Here is a 19,748-nt window from a genome sequence, read left to right as displayed (position 1 = left end):
TGTGAGGCTTTCTCGACGGAGTCACGGCGAGTTCAATATAGGCCATATCCATTCAGGTGTCTCTTCGGGCCATGTCGTGTCATCCTGTGAGGGGGCGATCACCATGAGTTCGCTCGGGAGAATTATTCTGGTTCATGTGCCGCGCCGAGCAGCGTCGCCGTGGGGCGGTCGAAGTGGCGGGTTCCGTGTTCCGACCCTCGGTGAAGGCGACGATGGAGGCAAGGCGGGCGAACCAAAGATGTAGGGCCTTTCAACCTTTGCGCCCAGCTCTTGAACAGTGATCATGGCCGCTTCTAGCATCATCGCGATGTCGCCGGTACGACCGCGGCGGCAGTCGGTGCAATCGGCGATGTCGCTGTGGCCTTCTCCTCGGAGAGCTCCCCGTCGCAAAGGTTGGCTATGGTATTGGTCGAACTGGACGAAGAAATAGTTCACCTACTGGAAATGTTCCGATCGGCGCGATGCGGTCGAGGTGGTATCGCGCTGGTCACCGGACCCCTCGCGACCGGTAAGACCGCCCTCCTGCACGTGCTCGCCGAGCGAGCCGAAGCCTCCGGCGCCCTCCTGCTGCGGGCCAGCGGCGCACCCGCCGAACGCACCCTCCCCTACGGGATCGTCGGGCAGTTGCTCGCCCGCGTCGAACCGGCGGAACAAGGTGCGAACCGGGTGGCGGCCGGGTCGCCCGGCGACGTCGGCCGGATGTGCGCGGCGCTGCTCCGATCGGCCGCCCGGCGGTCCGTCGTGGTGTGCGTCGACGACGCCCAACACGCGGACGCCGAGTCGCTCGAACTGCTCACCCGGCTCGCCCGCCGGGCGGTGTCGGCGCGTCTGCTGATCGTGGTCGCGGTCGGCGCGGAGCACACCGCGGCGCCGTGGTGCGCGGAACTGACGAGGCTGCCGCACGCGCGCACCGTGCGGGTCCGCCCGCTGACCCGGCACGGCATTACCCGGCTGGTGCGGGAGCGTCTCGGCGGCTCCCGCGACGTGGGGACGCTCACGGCCGAGATTCACCGCCTCAGCGGCGGCAACCCCTGGCTCGCGGGCGCGTTGCTGGAGGACCGCAGGGCCGCCGAGCGTCTGGCGGCCGGCGCGCCCGGCGGCGACCTGCCGGCCGGAGCCGTGGTGGGCGATTCCTACCGGCAGGCACTGCTGGCCTGCCTGCGCCGTGGCGAGCCGTACACCGCCGAGGTGGTGCGCTGCCTGGCCCTGCTGGACGAATGTCCCTCGTCGGAGATCGGGCAGGCGGTCCTGGACCTTCCCGGCGACGTCATCGCCCGGCGCCTGTCCGAACTCCACCGGGCCGGTGTGCTGGTCGCGGGCGTGTTCCGGCACCCGGGTTCCCGCGACTGGGTGCTCGCCGAGATCGATCCCGGCGAACGCGCCCACCTGCACCTGCGGGCCGCGCGTGCGCTGCATGACGCGGGACGCGACGTCGCCGAGGTCGCGCGGCATCTGGCGGCGAACGGGAACGTCGAGGCGCCCTGGGCGGTGCGGGCGCTGCGGCTGGCCGCCGAGCGGGCGCTGGGCGAGGGCCGGACGCGCCGTGCCGCGCGCCTCCTCGCGCTGGCGCACCGGTCGAGCGCCGACGAAGGGGAGAAGGCCGGCCTCAAGGCCGCGCTCGCCCATGCCGAATGGCAGGAGGATCCCGCCCGGGCTCTGACGCACGTCAACGAGCTGGGGCCCGCCGAGCGGCGCGGGCTGAGCGCCCGGCAGGCACTGGCGGCCGCACCCTGCCTGCTGTGGTTCGGCGATACCGGTGGCGTGTCCGACCTGCTCACCGCGTTGGAGGGGGACGGCTCCCGGACCGGCGCCGTCCCGGCGCCGGAACTCGGTCTGCTGAGGAAATGGCTGCCCTCGCTGTGGCCCGGCGTGTACCGGCTCGGGGACGGCACCGCGGATCTGGCGGGACCGGACCGTACCAGCCCGGAGGTCATCGCCGCCGAAGCCCTGCACGCGGTGCTGAGCCGCGGTCCCGACTCCGCTGCGGCGGCCGGCGCCGAACAGGTGCTCCAGCGTTTCCGGCAGCACGACGCCTCGGCGGGCAGCGCGGCCGCCGCGCTGATCACCCTGGTCTACTCCGACCGGCTGCCCGAGGCGGCACGCTGGTGCGACCGCCTGCTCGGCACCGACCCTCTCACCGCGGTGTCGACCTGGCGCGGTGTGTTCACGGCGATCCGCGCCGAGATCGCGCTGCGTGGCGGGGACCTTCGGGCGGCCGCCGAACAGGGCCGCGCCGCGCTGGCCGGTCTCGGGGAGGCCGGCTGGGGCGTGGCGGTCGGCGTGCCGCTGGCGACCGTCCTGCACGCGCACACCGCCCGGGGCGAGCTCGAAGCGGCGGGGGAACTGCTCGGTACGCGGGTGCCGGCGACGATGTTCCGGACACCGGCCGGACTCCACTATCTGGAAGCGCGGGGACTGCACTACCTCGCCGCCGGGCGGCCGGAGGCGGCGCTCGCGGACTTCTGCGCCTGCGGCGACCTCATGCGCGAGTGGGGGATGGACAGCCCCGCCGTCGTGCCGTGGCGGACGGCCTGCGCGTCGGCGCTGCTGGCGCTGCGGCTGCGGGAGGACGCCCGGCTGCTGCTCGAGGAGCAGCTCGAGGTGATCGAGGCGACCTCGGCACCACGCGTGCGCGGGGTGACGCTGCGGCTGCTCGCCGCCACCCGCGACGCCGCGTGCGGCCTCCCGTTGCTCCAGGAGGCGGTGGCCGTGCTGGAGACCAGCGGCGATCGTCTCGAACTCGGGCGGGCCGTGGCCGCCCTCGGTCACGCGCACCGGCGGCTCGGCGACGCCGGGACCGCCAAGGCGATGTCCCGCCGCGCCGTTCATCTGGCCACCGAGTGCGAGGCGGCCCCGCTGCGCCGCGCGCTCCAGCAGCATCGCCGGGCGGTGCGGGGGAGCGCGGCGCCCGCCGGCTCCCGGGCCGGCCTCAGCGCCGCCCAGCAACGGGTGGCCGTCCTGGCGGCGCAGGGATACACCAACGGCGAGATCTCCCAGCGCCTGTACATCACGGTGAGCACCGTCGAGCAGCACCTCACCCAGGTCTACCGCAAGCTGAGTGTGCGGCGCCGTGTCGACCTGTCCGCGAAACTGCGCTCGGCCGTGGGGCACGGTTGACCGCGGATCGGGTCAGCGCCCGGTCCCGTGCGGATGGAACCCGCGCCCGCTCTTGCGGCCCAGCAGTCCCGCGGAGACGAGCAGGCGCAGGACGCGGGCGGGTTCGTCCGACGGGCGGCCGGACGCGAGGTGCAGGCTCCGCTGGATCGCCAGCGACACGTCGAGGCCGACGGTGTCGAGCAGGCGGAGCGGTCCCATCGGATAGCCCCAGCCCCGGTTCATCACCAGGTCGACCCCGTCGGCGTCGGCATATCCGTCGGCGAGGAGACCGGCCGCCTGGTTGAGGTACGGGAAAAGCAGCGCGTTGACGATGAAGCCGGTCCGGTCCGCGCATCCGACGACCCGTTTGCCGAGCGCCGCGCAGAACGCGTGGGCGCGACGCTCCGTCTCGCCGGACGTGCGGACCGTCCGGACGACCTCGACGAGGCGCATGCGCGGGGCGGGGTTGAAGAAGTGCAGGCCGACGACCTGTTCCGGGCGGGAGGTCGCCATGGCGAGGCCGATCACCGGCAGGCTGGAGGTGGTGCTGGCGAGGAGCGTCCCGGGCCGGCACACCCGGTCCAGCGCCGCGAAGACGTCCGTCTTGATCCCCGCGTCCTCGGCGACGGCCTCGATCACGACGTCGCATCCGGCGGCCGCCGCCGGGTCGCTCGCGATGCCGAGCCGCGCGGTGGCGGCCTCGGCCTCGCCGGGTTCGGTGAGACCGCGCGCGGCGGCGCGGTGCAGCGAGCGCTCGGCCACCGCGACCGCCTCCTTGGCCCGCACCTCGGTCCGCCCGACCACCGTGGTGGGATGTCCCGCCCGGACGCACACCTCGGCGATCCCGGCCGCCATGGTCCCGGTCCCGATGATCCCGACGGCGGAGACGGCGGGCGCGGGGGCGGCGGACGACGTCCCGGCGCCGGCCGCGGCACCGTCGGCCGGGTGCGCACCGGTGAGGAAGCCCCGGCCGGACTTGTCGCCGAGCAGGCCCGCCGCGACCATCTGGCGTAGCAGCGGCGCCGGCGCGTAGCGGCCGTCACCCGTGCGCCCGTGCAGGGCCGTGAGCGCGTCGAGCACGGTGTCCAGTCCGATGCGGTCGAGTTCGGCGAGCGGGCCGCGCGGCAGTCCGCAGCCGAGCATCATCGCCGTCTCGATGTCGTGCGGAGTGGCGTAGCGGCGCTCGTGCATGTGGACGGCGGCATTGAGGTAGGCCATCATCAGCCCGCCCGCGACGAAGCCGGGCCGGTCGCCCACCGTGACCCGGGCCAGTCCGGCGGCGTCCACCAAGTCCTCCACGGCGGCGCGTGCCGCCGCACCGGTGAAGGGCGTGTGGGCGATCTCCAGCAGCGTGGGCAGCGCGGACGTGCCGGCCGGCCGCAGCCCGAGCAGGCGGTCGACCCGGCCCGCAGCGGAGGCCAGACCCGTGATCGACGATCCCGTCGCGGTGGTGGCCAGGACGGTGCCGGCGGCGCAGGCGGCCCCGAGCCCGGCGAGCGCCCGTTCCTTCAGACCGTCTCGCTCGGGCAGGGCCTCCACCACCAGTCCGCACTCGATCGCGTGACCGGGGTCGGTGGTGAAGGTGACGCGGCCGGCCGCCGCGGCGTCGTCGCCGAGCCGGTCCAGGACGCGGCGGCGTCCGCGCCGCAGGGCCGCGTCGTCGCGCGCCACCGCGAGGACGCCGAGTCCTCCGGCGGCCAGTGCCGCGATCAGGGCGGAGCCCGCCGTTCCGGGGCCGACCACGGCGACGGTGGGAAGGTGCTGGGACATGTGCGGACGTCCTTTCAGTGCCGCCACCCGAATCCGGTCTCGCTCGGAATCCATTCCTTGTCCTGCGGGCCCGCAGGCCGGTCTGTCGTCACGCGACCACGCTAGGCCGCGGTCGGTACACCCGGTCGAATGGTCGAGCGAATAGGGGAGGGTAATGCGCGATTAGGGGATGTGCCGACGCCCTAGGGGTGCATATCTTCTCTGCCAAGGTCCACCTTGGTATTTCTGGTGGGCGGAATATTCGGCCTCGTATTCGACAAAAGGACGCGATCATGGATCAGCCCATCGCCGTCGTCGGAATGGCCTGCCGGCTGCCGGGCGCCGCCGACCCGGAGGCGTTCTGGCGGATGCTGCGGGACGGGCGGGACGCCGTCCGCGACGTTCCGCCGGGGCGCTGGGCGATGGAGGAGGGACAGGCGGACCTGCCGCGCCGGGCCTGCTTCCTGGACGAGGTGGACCGTTTCGACGCCTCCTTCTTCGGTATCGCGCCGCGTGAGGCCGCCGCCATGGACCCGCAGCAGCGGCTCGCCCTGGAACTGAGCTGGGAGGCCCTGGAGGACGCGGGCATCGTGCCGGCCCGCCTGGCGGGCCGCCCGGTCGCGGTGCACCTGGGAGCGATCTGGGACGACTACGCGGTGCTCGCCGGTCGCGGGGGCCCGGCCGCGGTCACCGCACACTCCGTCACCGGCCTGCATCGCAGCATGATCGCCAACCGCGTGTCCTACCTGCTGCGGTTGCGGGGCCCGAGCCTGACGCTGGACTCGGGGCAGTCGTCGTCGCTGGTGGCGGTGCAGACCGCCTGCGACAGCCTGCGCCGGGGCGAGTCGGCGCTCGCGCTCGCCGGCGGGGTCAACCTCAACCTGGTGGCCGACAGTGCTCTCGGTACCGCCCGTTTCGGTGCCCTGTCGCCGGACGGCCGCTGTCACGTCTTCGACGCGCGCGCCAACGGCTACGTGCGCGGGGAGGGCGGCGGGGTCGTGGTCTTGAGACCGCTGGAGGACGCGCTGGCCGACGGCGACCGGGTGTATTGCGTGATCCGGGGCGGCGCCGTCAACAACGACGGCGGCGGGGAGGGGCTGACGGTCCCGGACCGGTCCGGGCAGGAGGAGGTGCTGGCCGCCGCCTACGCCGCCGCCGGGATCGACCCCGCGGCCGTGCAGTACGTCGAGCTGCACGGCACCGGGACCCGGCTCGGCGATCCGGTCGAGGCGGCGGCGCTCGGCGCGGTGGTCGGGCGTGCGCGGCCGGAGGGCGGGCCGCTGGCGGTGGGGTCGGCCAAGACCAACGTCGGGCACCTGGAGGGCGCGGCCGGGGTCACGGGGCTGATCAAAGCGGTGCTGGCCCTGTGGCACCGCCGGCTGCCCGCCACCCTGAACCACGCCGAGCCGCACCCGGCGATCCCGCTGGACGCGCTGAACCTGGAGGTGGTCACCGAGGAGCGGGACTGGCCCGATCCGCGGCTCCCGCTGGTCGCGGGTGTCAGTTCCTTCGGCATGGGCGGGACCAACTGTCATCTGGTGCTGGAGGAGTGGTCGCGCCCGGCGGAGCCGGTGCCGGAGACGCCGGCACCGGAGCCGCTGCCGTACGTGCTGTCCGCGCGGTCGCCGGAGGCGCTGAGCGGTCAGGCCGGACGGCTGCGTGCGCGCCTGGCGGCGGCGCGGCCGGACGAGCGCGCGCTCGACGTGGTGCTCGCGCTGGCCACGACCCGGACCGCCTTCGAGCACCGGGCCGTGGTCCTCGCGTCCGGGCCGGACGAGGCGGCGCGGGCACTGGCGGCGCTGGCGGACGGTGAACCGTCGGCGGCGCTCGTGCAGGGCGGGTACCCCGTGCGCGGCGACGCGGGCGGCCCCGGCCCGGTCTTCCTGTTCGCCGGGCAGGGCAGTCAGCGGCCGGGCATGGGCGGGGGGCTCCGCGCGGCCTTCCCGGTGTTCGCCGAAGCCTTCGACGCCGCCTGCGCGGAACTCGACCGGCACCTGGACCGGCCGCTCCGGGAGATCGTGTTCGCGGCCGCCGGGACACCGGACGCGGTGCTTCTCGACCAGACCATGTACACGCAGGCGGCCCTGTTCGCTCTGGAGAGCGCGCTGTTCCGGCTCGTCGAGAGCTGGGGCGTGCGCCCGGCCCGGCTGCTGGGTCACTCGATCGGCGGACTGGCCGCGGCCCACGCGGCGGGCGTGCTGGACCTGCGGGACGCGGCGGCGCTCGTCGCGGCGCGCGGACGGCTGATGCAGGCGCTGCCGGGAGGCGGCGCCATGGTCTCCCTCGACGGTGGCGAGGAGCGGGTGGCCGCGCTGCTCGACGCGGCGGCGGGACGGGTGGACGTCGCCGCGGTGAACGGACCGGCGGCCACCGTCGTGTCCGGCGACGCCCCGGCCGTCGAGGAGATCGCGCGCCGCTGGCGGGAGGCCGGCGGCAAGGCCAAGCGGCTGCGGGTGAGCCACGCCTTCCATTCGGCGCACATGGACGCGATGCTCGGCGAGTTCGGCCGGATCGCCGCCGGTCTGACATTCGGCGCCCCCCGGATCCCCGTCGTCTCCGAGGTCACCGGTGACCTGGCCGGGGCCGAGACGCTGGGCTCGCCGGGGTACTGGGTGCGCCACGCGCGCGAGACCGTCCGTTTCGCGAGCGGGGTGCGCCGCCTGCTGGACGAGGGGGCCACCGCTTTCCTGGAGCTGGGTCCCGACGGGGTCCTGTCGGGCATGGCGCGGGACTGCGTCCCCGCCTCCGGGCCGGTTCCCGTCCTCGTCCCGGCGCTGCGGCCGGATCGGCCCGAACGGGAGGAGATGCTGCGTGCGGTCTCCGCGCTGCACGTCCACGGAGTGGAACCGGACTGGACGGCCGTCCTGGGCGCCGCGCCGGGCCCCCGGGCGCAGCTGCCCACGTACGCCTTCCAGCGCCGCCGCCACTGGCTCGACGAGGTCCCGCAGACACTCGCGGGCGGCAGCACCGTTCCGGTTCCCGCGGAGTCCGGGACGGTCTCCGGCGACCCGCCGCCGGGCTGGGCCGGCAGGCTCGCGGGGCGTTCCGCGGACGACCGGGCCCGCACGGTCCTCCGCTGGGTCCGTGCGCACGCGGCGGCGGTGCTCGGACATCCGGGCCCCGACGACGTCGACCCCGGCCGCGCCTTCCGCGACCTGGGTTTCGACTCGCTCAGCGGGGTCGCGCTGCGCGACCGCCTCGCGGCGGCGAGCGGGCTGGCGCTCCCCGCGACCCTGCTCTTCGAGCGGCCCACCCCGGCGCAGGTCGCGGAGTACATCACCGCGGGCCTGGACGGGGCGGGCACGGCGCCCGGCCGGTCCGCGGCCGGGCCGGGGACGCCGGACGCCGATGGGCCGCTGGCCATCGTGGGGATGGCGTGCCGGTTCCCCGGGGACGTCAGGTCCCCCGACGACCTGTGGGATCTGGTGGAGCGCGAGCGGGACGCGATCTCGGCGTTCCCGGCCGACCGGGGCTGGGACCTGGCGGAGCTGTTCTCAGGCGACGGCCGGTCACCGGGGCGCAGTTACGTGCGCGAGGGCGGGTTCCTGTACGACGCGGGTGATTTCGATGCGGGTTTGTTCGGGATTTCGCCGCGTGAGGCGTTGGCGATGGATCCGCAGCAGCGGTTGGTGCTGGAGTCGTCGTGGGAGGCGTTGGAGCGGGCGGGGATCGATCCGTCGTCGCTGCGCGGCACCCCCACCGGGGTGTACGTGGGCACCACCTTCCAGGACTACGGACCGCGCCTGCACGAGGGCGGCGACGGTGTCGAGGGACACCTGCTGACCGGCGGCACGCCCAGCGTGGTGTCGGGCCGGGTGGCGTTCACGCTGGGTCTGGAGGGTCCGGCGCTGACGGTGGACACGGCGTGTTCGTCGTCGTTGGTGGCGATGCATCTGGCGGGGCGCGCGCTGCGGTCGGGGGAGTGCTCGCTGGCTCTGGCCGGCGGCGTGACGGTGATGGCGACCCCCGGCATGTTCGTCGAACTGAGCCGGCAGGGGGCGCTGTCGCCGGACGGGCGGTGCAAGGCGTTCGGGGCGGGGGCCGACGGCGCGGGGTGGTCGGAGGGCGTGGGGATGGTGGTGCTGGAGCGGCTGGCGGACGCCCGGCGCAACGGTCACCGCGTGCTGGCGGTCGTGCGCGGTTCGGCGGCCAACCAGGACGGTGCCAGCAACGGGCTGAGCGCCCCGAGCGGCCCCGCGCAGGAGGCGGTGATCGCCCGCGCGCTGGCGGACGCGGGGCTCGGCCCGCACGATGTGGACGCGGTCGAGGCGCACGGCACCGGCACGCGTCTCGGCGATCCCATCGAGGCGCGCGCCCTGCTCGCGGTATACGGGCGTGACCGGCCGCCGGAGCGGCCGTTGTGGCTGGGGTCGGTGAAGTCCAACATCGGGCACACCCAGGCCGCCGCGGGCGTCGCGGGCGTCATCAAGACGGTGCAGGCGCTGCGTCACGGGACGCTGCCCCGGACGTTGCACGCCGACGAGCCCTCCCCGCACGTGGACTGGTCGTCGGGCACGGTGCGCGTGCTGGCCGAGCGGACGCCGTGGGCGGATCCGGGCCGGCCTCGCAGGGCGGGGGTGTCGTCGTTCGGGATCAGCGGGACCAACGCGCACCTGATCCTCGAACAGGCCCCGGACGCGGAGGAGACGGACCGTCCGGCCCCGGCGCCCGAGGCGGCGGGCTCCGCCGCCGGACCGGCGCCGCTCGTGCCCTGGGTGGTCTCGGCCCGCGACATCGCCGGGGTCCGCGCGCAGGCGGCGCGCCTCGCGGAGACGGCCGGGTCCGCCGACGTCGGTGACGTGGCGTGGTCGCTCGCCCGGACCCGCGCCCTGCTGCCCGCCCGCGCCGTGGTCCTGGGGGAGGACGCCGAGGCGATCGGCGCCGGGCTCACCGCGCTCGCGGAGGGCCGGGAGAGCCCCGGCGTGGTCGCGGGGACGGCGGTGGAGACCGGGCGTCCGGTGCTGGTGTTCCCGGGGCAGGGCTCGCAGTGGGCGGGCATGGGGCGGGACCTGCTGGCGTCGCGGGTCTTCGCGGACTGGGTCGGGGAGTGCGAGGGCGCTCTCTCGGCGTACGTGGACTGGTCGTTGCGGGAGGTGCTGGAGCGGGGCGATGAGGAGGACCTCCAGCGGATCGAGGTCCTGCAACCGCTGCTGTTCGCGGTGATGGTCGGGATCGCCCGCGTCTGGGAGTCCCTGGGGGTGCGTCCGGGGGCGGTGGTCGGACACTCCCAGGGTGAGGTCGCCGCGGCTTACGTCGCGGGTGCGCTGTCCCTGGACGACGCGGTGCGGGTCGTGGTGCTGCGGTCGCGGCTGTTCGCTCGCGAGCTCGTCGGGCGCGGGGCGGTCGCCGCGGTCGCGGCCGGACGGTCCGCGGTCGAGAAACTGGTGGCGCGGTGGGGTGACGTGCTGGCGGTGGCGGGGGTGAACGGGCCGAACGCGGTGATGGTGGCGGGCCCGGAACGGGTGCTGCGGGAGCTGGTGGAGGTGTGCGGGGAGCGGGGGGTCCGTGCGCGTGTGGTGGCGGGGACGGTGGCTTCGCACACAGCGCAGGTCGATCCGCTGCGGGAGGAGCTGCTGGAGCTGCTGGGACCGGTGGCGCCGGTGGAGGGCCGGGTGACGTTCTGCTCGACGGTGACGGGCGGCGTGCTGTCCGCGTCTGCTCTGGGGCCGGGGTACTGGTTCGACAACGCGCGCCGTCCGGTGGACTTCGCCGGGGCGGTCGGCACCCTGCTGGACGAGGGCCATCGCGCGTTCGTCGAATGCAGCCCGCATCCCATCCTCATTCCCGGCATCGCCGAGATCGCCGACGAGGCCGGCCTTCCCGTGGTGGCCGCGGGCTCGCTGCGCCGCCGGGAGGGGGATCCCGGCCGGTTGCTGCGCTCGGCCGCCGAGGTGTTCGCGCAGGGCGTCACGGTGGACTGGACCGCGATCGTGCCCGACGGGACGGTGACCGACCTTCCCACCTACGCCTTCCAGCGGCGCCGCTACTGGCTCGAACCCGGCGGGTCCGCATTGCGCGGCGTGCCGGGCGCCGGGGTGGAGGCGGCCGGGCACCCGCTGCTCGGCCTGGTCGTGCGGCAGGCGGGGGACGGCCCGCTCACCCTCACCGGACGGCTGTCGCTCGCCTTCCAACCGTGGCTGGCCGACCACGCCGTGCGCGGCACCGTCCTGCTGCCGGGCACCGCCTTCGTCGAACTGGCCGTGCAGGCCGCCGACGCCGCGGGACTCGGCGAGATCGCCGACCTGGTGCTGGAGACGCCGCTGGAACTGACGGCCGGCCGGGACGCCCACCTCCAGGTCGTGGTCCAGGCACCCGACGAGGCCGGCTGCCGCGAGGTGCGCATCCACTCCCGGACCTCCCCGGACTCGCCGTGGACACGGCACGCGACCGCCGTCCTCACGGCGGCGCCGCCGGAACCGCTCCCGCGCGAGCCCGGTGCCTGGCCGCCGCCGAACACCGCGCCGGTCGACCTCGACGGCTTCTACGACGGGCTCGCCGAGATCGGCTACGAGTACGGCACGGCCTTCCGGGGGCTGCGCGCGGCCTGGCGCTCCGGACGCGACCTGTTCGCCGAGGTGGCGCTGCCGCCGGAGGCGCACGCCGACGCCGGGCGCTACGCGCTGCATCCCGCGCTGCTCGACGCGGCCCTGCACGCCGTGGTCGGGCTGGGCGACGTCGCGTCCGACCACCGGGTGTGGCTGCCGTTCGCCTGGGAGGGCGTGTCGCTCAGCGCCGACGGCGCGGCGGCGCTGCGCGTGCGCGTCACGCCGGTCGGCGACGACGGCGTGAGCCTCGTGCTGTCGGACGAGGGGGGCCGGCCGGTGGCGCACGTGGCCACGCTGCGGCTGCGGCCGATGCCGGAAGCGGGCGCCGGTGTCGCGCCGGTGGCCGGGCGTGACCTGCACACGCTGACCTGGGCGCCCCTGCATCCGCCGGTCGTGCAGGCGGCCGGCGGCGCCGCGCCGCGGACGGTCCTGGTGGCCGAACCCGGCGCGGACGCGGACGCCGCCGACGTCGCGCGCGCCGTCCGCGCGGGGACGGCGCGGGTGCTGTCCGCCCTCACCGGCGAAACACCCGGCGGGGACGGCGGACCCCTGGTCGTGCTCACCACGGGCGGCGTGGCCGGTGCCGCCGCCGGCGGACTGGTCGCGTCGGCGCAGTCCGAGGACCCCGGCCGATTCGTCCTGGTGGACACCGACGACCCGGACGCCGCCGGTCCGCTGCTGCCCGCGCTGCTCGCCACCGGCGAACCGCGCGTGCGGGTCCGGCGCGGCGCGGCGACGGTCCCCCGGCTCACCCGGCGGGAGCTCCCCGCACGTCCGCCGGAGAGCGTCGGCACCACCGGCGCCGTGCTCATCACGGGCGGAACGGGCACGCTCGGCGCCGCCGTCGCCCGCCACCTGGTCACCGGCCACGGCATACGGCGGGTGGTGCTGGCCGGCCGCCGGGGCATCGACGCTCCCGGCGCCGCCGACCTGGCCGCCGAACTGCGCGAGCTGGGCGCGCGGCCCTGGATCGCGAGCTGCGACGTGGCCGACCGCGCGTCCCTCGCGCGGCTCCTGGCCGAGATCGAACGCGACGGCCCGCTGCGGGGCGTGGTGCACGCGGCGGGCGTCCTGGACGACGGCCTGGTCGGCGCGCTGACTCCCGGCCGCATCGATCGCGTGCTGCGGCCCAAGCTGGACGCCGCCCTGTATCTGGACGAACTGACCGCCGATCTCGACCTGTCGATGTTCGTGCTCTTCTCCTCCATCGCCGGTGTGCTCGGCAATCCCGGCCAGGGCGGCTACGCCGCCGCCAACGCCGGCCTGGACGCGCTCGCCGAGCGGCGCCGCGCCCGCGGCCTTCCCGCGACCTCCCTGGCCTGGGGCCTGTGGGAGGAGCGCAGCGGCATGACCGGGCACCTCGACGGCGCGGACCTGTCCTGGCTCGGGCGGGCGGGCGTCCTGCCCCTGCCCACCGGCGACGCCCTGCGGCTGCTGGACGCCGCCCTCGCCGGAGACGAGGCGCTGCTGGTCCCCGTGCGGCTGGACCTGCCGACGGTGCGCGCCCGCGTCGCCGAGGGCACGGCGGCGGCGCCGTTGCGGGGACTGGCCGGGACCCCGGCCCGCCGCCGGACCGCGTCGTCCGGGCCGCCGGCGGGCGGGCCGGACGCCCCGGTCGCCCGCCTCGCCGGGCTCGCGCCGCGTGAGCGCGAGCGGGAACTGGCCGAGCTGGTGCGTTCGGTGACCGCGTCGGTCCTCGGGCACGACTCCGCCGGGGCGGTCCCGGACGAGCACGCCTTCAAGGACCTGGGGTTCGACTCGCTGACCGGAGTGGAGCTGCGCAACCGGCTGTCGGCCGCCACCGGTGTGCGGCTGCCGGTGACCCTGGTCTTCGACCATCCCACGCCGCAGGCGGTCGTGCGGCTGCTGGCCGCCCGGCTGGACGGCGGGGCGGGCGCCGCCGTCCCGGACATCACCGCACCGGCGGCGCCCACGGCGACCGCGGCGGCCGCGGAGCCGATCGCCGTCGTCGGGATGGCGTGCCGCTACCCCGGCGGGGTCCGCTCGCCGGAGGACCTGTGGGAACTGGTCGCCGGCGGACACGACGCGGTCACGGCCTTCCCCCGCGACCGCGGCTGGGACCTGGACGCCCTCTACCATCCCGACCCCGACCACGCGGGCACCAGCTACACGCGCGAGGGCGGTTTCCTCGACGGCGCCGCCGACTTCGACGCCGGCTTCTTCGGCATCCCGCCCCGCGAGGCGCTGGCCATGGACCCCCAGCAGCGGTTGCTGCTGGAGACCTCGTGGGAGGCGGTCGAGCGGGCGGGGATCGACCCCCGTTCCCTCGCCGGCACCGACACCGGCGTGTTCGCCGGGCTGATGTACCACGACTACGCCTCCCGTCTCGGCGAGGTGCCCGGCGCGGTCGAGGGCTACCTGACCACGGGCGCGCAGGGCAGCGTGGCGTCCGGCAGGATCGCCTACACGCTGGGTCTGGAGGGACCGGCGGTCACGCTCGACACCGCCTGTTCCTCGTCCCTGGTGGCACTGCACCTGGCCGGTCAGGCGCTGCGCTCGGGCGAGTGCTCGCTGGCGCTGGCGGGCGGGGTCACCGTGATGGCGACGCCCGGCATGTTCGTCCAGTTCAGCCGGCAGCGCGGGCTGGCTCCCGACGGGCGCTGCAAGTCATTCGCCGCCGCGGCGGACGGCGCCGCCTGGGCGGAGGGCGTCGGCGTCGTCGTCGTCGAACGGCTGTCGGACGCGCTGCGCAACGGTCATCCGGTGCTCGCGGTGATCCGGGGCTCGGCGACCAACCAGGACGGGGCCAGCAACGGCATCAGCGCGCCCAGCGGACCGTCGCAGCAGCGGGTCGTCCGGCAGGCGCTCGCCGCCGCCGGGCTCGCCCCCGGCGACGTGGACGCGGTCGAGGCACACGGCACCGGCACCGCACTCGGGGATCCGATCGAGGCGCAGGCGCTGCTGGAGGTCTTCGGCCCGGACCGGCCGCGGGACCGTCCGCTGTGGCTCGGCTCGGTGAAGTCCAACCTCGGCCACCCGCAGGCGGCGGCCGGGGTGGCCGGGGTGATCAAGATGGTGATGGCCCTGCGCCGGGGGACGCTGCCGCGCACCCTGCACGTGGACCGGCCGACACCGCACGTCGACTGGTCGCCGGGCGCGGTCCGGCTGCTGACCGAGCCGGTGCCCTGGGAGCCCGGCGAGCGGACGCGCCGCGCGGGGGTGTCCTCGTTCGGGATCAGCGGCACCAACGCCCACCTCGTGCTGGAGGAGGCGCCCGCCGAACCGCCCGCCGAGCCCGCCGGTCCCGCGCCGGCGTTGACTCCCTGGGCGGTCTCGGGACAGGACGCGGCCGGGCTGCGGGCCCAGGCCGCCCGGCTGCGCGCGTTCCTGACGGACGCGGGCGCGGACGCCGCCCCGGCCGATGTGGGGATCGCGCTGGCGGCCGGCCGGGCCGCGCTGACGCACCGCGCCGTCGTCCTCGCCGAGGACCGGTCGGCGGCGCTGACCGCGTTGGGCGCCCTCGCCGACGGACGTCCGGCACCCGAGGTCGTCACCGGCGTCGCCCGGACGCCCGGGCGGCTCGCCTACCTGTTCTCCGGCCAGGGGGCGCAGCGTCCGGGCATGGGCCGGGTCTGGCACCGCGACCACCCCGTCTTCGCCGCCGCGTTCGACGAGGCGTGCGCGGGACTCTCCGCGCGGCTCGGCCAGGACGTCTGCGAGGTGGTGTTCGACACCGGCGACGCGGCCGGACGACTGGACCGGACCGTCTTCACCCAGGCGGGACTGTTCGCGCTGGAGGTCGCCCTCTACCGCCTCCTGGAGAGCGCGGGCCTCGTCCCGGACGCGGTGACCGGCCACTCGGTCGGCGAACTCGCCGCCGCGCACGTCGCGGGCGTGCTGACGCTGGAGGACGCGTGCACCCTCGTCGCCGAGCGGGGGCGCCTCATGCAGGAACTGCCGCCCGGCGGGGCCATGGTCGCGCTGCGGATGGACGAGCGCGCGGTGCTGGAGCTGATCGGGGAGCGGTCCGGCCGGGTGTCGGTCGCCGCGGTGAACGGCCCGTCCGCCGTCGTGGTGTCCGGAGACGAGGACGCCGTCGCGCAGGTCGCGGCCGAAGCCGCCGCGACCGGTCACAAGACGCGGCGGCTGCGGGTCGGTCACGCCTTCCACTCGCACCGCATGGACCCCATGCTGGAGCGGTTCGCCGAGGTCGCGGCGTCGCTCGCCTACCGTGATCCGCTCGTCCCCGTCGTCACGACCTCCGGCGGCGACGTCCGCGACCCCGGTCACTGGGTGCGGCAGGTCCGCTCGGCCGTGCGGTTCGCCGACGCCGTGCGCGCGCTGGAGGACCGGGGCGTCCGCGCGTACCTGGAGCTGGGTCCCGACGCGGTGCTGAGCGCGCTCGCACCCGACTGCCTGCGCGCCCCGCGGGAGGCCGTGGTGCTGCCGGCCGGCCGCGCGGACCGGCCCGCCGACCGGACGCTGGCCGCCGCCGTCGCCGCGCTCCACACCCGGGGCCACGACGTCGACTGGACCGCCTTCCTGCCCGCCCGCCCGGCCCGGCGGATCGACCTGCCGACCTACGCCTTCCAGCGGCGGCGCCTCTGGCTGGACGCGGCGCCCGGCACGGGACGCGGCGGCCCGGGCGAACGGATCGACGGGTACGCCCTGCTGGGCTCACGGATGACGCACGCGGGTTCGGGCGAGACGGTGCTCACCGGCGGGCTCTCCGTCCGGGACCAGCCCTGGCTCGCCGACCACACCGTGGCGGGGAGCATGCTCGTGCCCGGCGCCGCGCTCGCCGACCTGGCCCGGCGGGCCGGGGCCGAGACCGGACGCGGGCACCTGACCGAACTGGTCCTCGAACGCCCGATGACGCTGCCCGGCGACGGCACGTTGCGGCTTCAGGTCGTCGTCGGCGAGCCGGACGGCGCGGGCGACGCCCCGGTCACCGTCTACGGCCGGCCCTCCGGAGCGGCGCCCGGCACCGGCTGGACCCGCTACGCCCAGGGCGCCGTGGGGGACACCGACACCGACGCCGACACCGACACCGACGCCGACCGCCTCACCGCCTGGCCGCCGCCGGACGCCGAACCGATCGACCTGGAGGGTTTCTACACGGCGGCGGACGCCGCCGGGCACGGGTACGGTCCCGCGTTCCGCGGGCTCACCGCGGGCTGGCGTCACGGCGACGACCTGTACGCCGAGGCGGTGCTGCCCGGGGAGCAGGACGCCGACGGGTACGGGGTGCATCCCGCCCTGCTGGACGCGTGCCTGCACCTGCTCGTGCGCGCCGAGCCGGGGACGCCGCCGCGCCTGCCGTTCGCCTGGCACGGCCTGACGCTGCACGCGGTGGGCGCGACGGCGCTGCGCGCGCGGCTGACCCGCGTCGGGCCGGACTCGGTCCGGGTGCTGCTCGCCGATCCGGCGGGCGAGCCGGTGCTGACCGTGGAGTCGCTGACGCTGCGCGAGCTGCCGTCCGGTGCGCTCACGGCCGCGGAGACGGACCGGGAGGGCGCGCTATACGGCGAGGAGTGGGCGCCGCCGCCCGGGACGCGGGAGCCCGGTGCGCGCTGGACGACGTTCGCGCCCGCGGCGTGGCCCGTCCCGGCGGAACTCGCCGCGAGCGCCGGGGCGAACGCCGGCCGCGGCGTCGCGGTCCTGCTCGCGGACCGGTCCGGAGCCGCCGACGTCCCGGCGGCCGTACGGGAGACCACGGCGGAGGTTCTCGCCCTGCTGCGCGGATGGCTGGCCGAGGACGGGCTCGCCGCGATACCGCTCGCGCTCGTCTCCCGCCGCGCGGTCGCCACCGGGCCGGGCGATCCCGTGCGGGATCCGGCCGCGGCGGCGGCCTGGGGCCTGGTCAAGTCCGCCCAGGCCGAGAATCCCGGACGTTTCGTCCTGGTCGACAGCGGCGAGCGCGACGACGCCGCCGCCCTCGCCGAGGCCGACAAGGCCGTCGCCGAGCGCGGCCGGGCCTGCCTCGCGGTGCGCGACGGCGTCGTCCTGGCACCACGGCTCGTCCGCGCCGCGACCGGGGAGCGGATCACGCTGCCCTCCGGCGACGGCTGGCACCTGGCGCCGGTCGAACCGGGTTCGCCGTCCGGTCTGCGTGCCGTGACCGGCGGACGTGCCGGGCGCCCGCCGGGGCCCGGCGAGGTGCGGGTGGCGGTCCGCGCGGCCGGGCTGAACTTCCGCGACGTCCTGATCACGCTCGGGACGTATCCGGGCGTCGCCGCGCTCGGCAGCGAGGGGGCCGGGGTCGTGCTGGACGTCGGTGCGGGGGTGACCGGGATCGCTCCCGGGGACCGGGTGATGGGACTTCTGGAGGAGGGGTTCGCGTCCGTCGCGGTGACCGACCACCGGCTGCTGGTCCCGATTCCGGACGGCTGGTCGTTCGCGCGGGCCGCCGCCGTGCCGGTCGCGTACTTGACGGCCTACTACGGCCTGCGGGACCTGGGCGGTCTCCGGGATGGGGATCGCGTCCTCGTGCACGCCGCCGCCGGCGGGGTCGGCACGGCCGCCGTCCGGCTCGCCCGGATGTGGGGCGCCGAGGTGTACGGCACGGCCGGTCCGCCGAAGCAGGACGTGCTCGCCGGGCTCGGCCTGGACGCCGCGCACCGCGCGTCCTCGCGCGACCTGTCCTTCGCCCGCGCGTTCACCGGAACCGGCATGGACGTGGTGCTCAACTCGCTGGCGGGCGAGTTCGTGGACGCGTCCCTGGACCTGCTGGCTCCCGGCGGCAGGTTCGTGGAGATGGGCAAGACCGACCTGCGCGACCCGGCTGCGGTGGCCGGGCGGCGGCCCGGCACGTCCTACCGGGCCTTCGACCTGCGCGACGCCGCCCCGCAACGGCTCGGCGAGATCCTGGCCGAGGTCGTGGACCTGCTGGCGCGGGGCGTGCTGCGCCCACCGCCCGTCGAGGTCCGCGACCTGCGGGACGCCCCGGAGGCGATGCGGCACATGGGCCGGGGCGGGCACGTGGGGAAGATCGTGCTGTCGGTGCCGCGGCGCCCCGATCCGGCCGGCACGGTCCTGGTGACCGGCGGCACCGGCGCGCTGGGCGGTCTGCTCGCCCGGCACCTGGTGACCCGGCACGGTGTCCGGAACCTGCTGCTGACCGGGCGCCGCGGCCCGGACGCCGACGGCGCCGCCGAACTGGCCGGCGACCTGCGCGCGCTCGGCGCGGCGGTGACCGTGCGCGCCTGCGACGCCGCGGACCGCGACGCGCTGGCCCGGCTGCTGGCGGAGATCCCCGGCGACCGACCGCTCACCGCGGTCGTGCACGCGGCCGGAGTCCTGGACGACGGGGTGGTGGACGCCCTCAGCGTCCCGCGCCTGGAACGGGTCCTCGGCCCCAAGGCGGACGCGGCGCTGCATCTGGACGCGCTCACCCGCGACCTGGACCTGTCCGCCTTCGTGCTGTTCTCCTCCGTCGCCGGCGTGCTGGGCACGCCCGGCCAGGGCAACTACGCGGCGGCCAACCGCGTCCTGGACGCCCTCGCCGGGCGCCGCCGGGCGGAGGGGCTGCCCGCGCTCTCACTCGCCTGGGGCCTGTGGGACACCGGCGGCGGGATGACCGCCGGCCTCGACCGCACCGCCCTGGACCGGATGGCGCGGGCGGGCATCGGTCCGATGCCCCCGGACGAGGCGCTCGCCCTGTTCGACCGCGCCATGGACGGCGACGACGCGGTGCTCGTCCCGGCGCGCCTGACCGCCGGCCGGGCGGCGGCGACCGCGCCCGGCGCCGTGCGCCGCGCCGCCGCCGGAGGCGCGGAGCGGAACGGGTCCGCGACGCTCGCCGAGCGGCTGGCGGGACTCCCGCCCCAGCGGATGCGGGAGGCCGTGCTGCGGGAGGTCCGGATCCACCTCGCCACCGTGCTCGGCCACGCCTCCGCCGACGCCGTCGACGTCGACGCCGGCTTCAGGGAACTGGGCGTGGACTCACTGGGCGCCGTGGAGTTGCGCAACGTGCTGCGCAACGTGCTGGGCACCGCCGTCGGAACCCGGCTGTCGGCGACCCTCGTGTTCGACCATCCCACCGCCTCCGCGCTCGCCGGGCATCTGTGCGAGCTGATCGTCGCCGACGGGCCGTCCGCCGCCGACGAGGTCCACGGCGGCCTGGACCGGCTGGCCGACGCGATGGCCCGGGCGGGCGACGGGCCGGGCGCGGACGACCGCGCCCTGATCGCGGCCCGGCTGGAACGGCTGCTGGAGGAGTGGCGGGCCGCGCCCGTCCCGCCGGACGGCCCGGCGCCGGACGGGAGCGGTGTGGAGGACCGTCTCGCGGCGGCGTCCTCCGCCGAGGTCCTGGAATTCGTCCGGGACGAGTTCGGCCTGTGACCGGTGGCACGGAACCCCAGTTCTCGTTCCCGTGCCCCCTAGAGCGCCGAGCGG

3 protein-coding genes are annotated in these 19,748 nt (G+C 76.2%); 2 read left to right on the top strand and 1 reads right to left on the bottom strand.

The window, feature by feature from the left end; genetic code table 11:
- Positions 1 to 444 precede the first annotated feature (444 nt).
- Complete coding sequence (locus F7P10_RS02815; protein ID WP_176611275.1) at positions 445 to 3,117, top strand: LuxR family transcriptional regulator; 2,673 nt, start codon at positions 445 to 447, stop codon at positions 3,115 to 3,117.
- Positions 3,118 to 3,129: 12 nt separating this feature from the next.
- Here F7P10_RS02815 and F7P10_RS02810 read toward each other — a convergent pair whose 3' ends face one another.
- Positions 3,130 to 4,866, bottom strand: a complete 1,737-nt coding sequence (locus F7P10_RS02810; protein ID WP_151007946.1) for a 3-hydroxyacyl-CoA dehydrogenase family protein — start codon at positions 4,864 to 4,866, stop codon at positions 3,130 to 3,132.
- A 272-nt stretch (positions 4,867 to 5,138) separates the two neighbouring features.
- Between F7P10_RS02810 and F7P10_RS02805 the strand changes: the two genes are divergently transcribed.
- Positions 5,139 to 19,694, top strand: coding sequence for a type I polyketide synthase (locus tag F7P10_RS02805; protein ID WP_151007945.1), 14,556 nt, complete (start codon positions 5,139 to 5,141; stop codon positions 19,692 to 19,694).
- The last annotated feature ends 54 nt before the right edge of the window (positions 19,695 to 19,748 follow it).

The organism is Actinomadura sp. WMMB 499 (assembly GCF_008824145.1).
Lineage (GTDB): Bacteria > Actinomycetota > Actinomycetes > Streptosporangiales > Streptosporangiaceae > Spirillospora.
The sequence above is the reverse complement of the archived record's forward strand: the minus strand, read 5'-3'. Positions and strand labels throughout refer to the sequence as shown.

Bases quoted from the DNA above. Each gene is read 5' to 3' on its own strand.
- F7P10_RS02815 (WP_176611275.1), top strand. From the start codon at position 445: ATGTTCCGATCGGCGCGATGCGGTCGAGGTGGTATCGCGCTGGTCACC.
- F7P10_RS02810 (WP_151007946.1), bottom strand. From the start codon at position 4,866: ATGTCCCAGCACCTTCCCACCGTCGCCGTGGTCGGCCCCGGAACGGCG.
- F7P10_RS02805 (WP_151007945.1), top strand. From the start codon at position 5,139: ATGGATCAGCCCATCGCCGTCGTCGGAATGGCCTGCCGGCTGCCGGGC.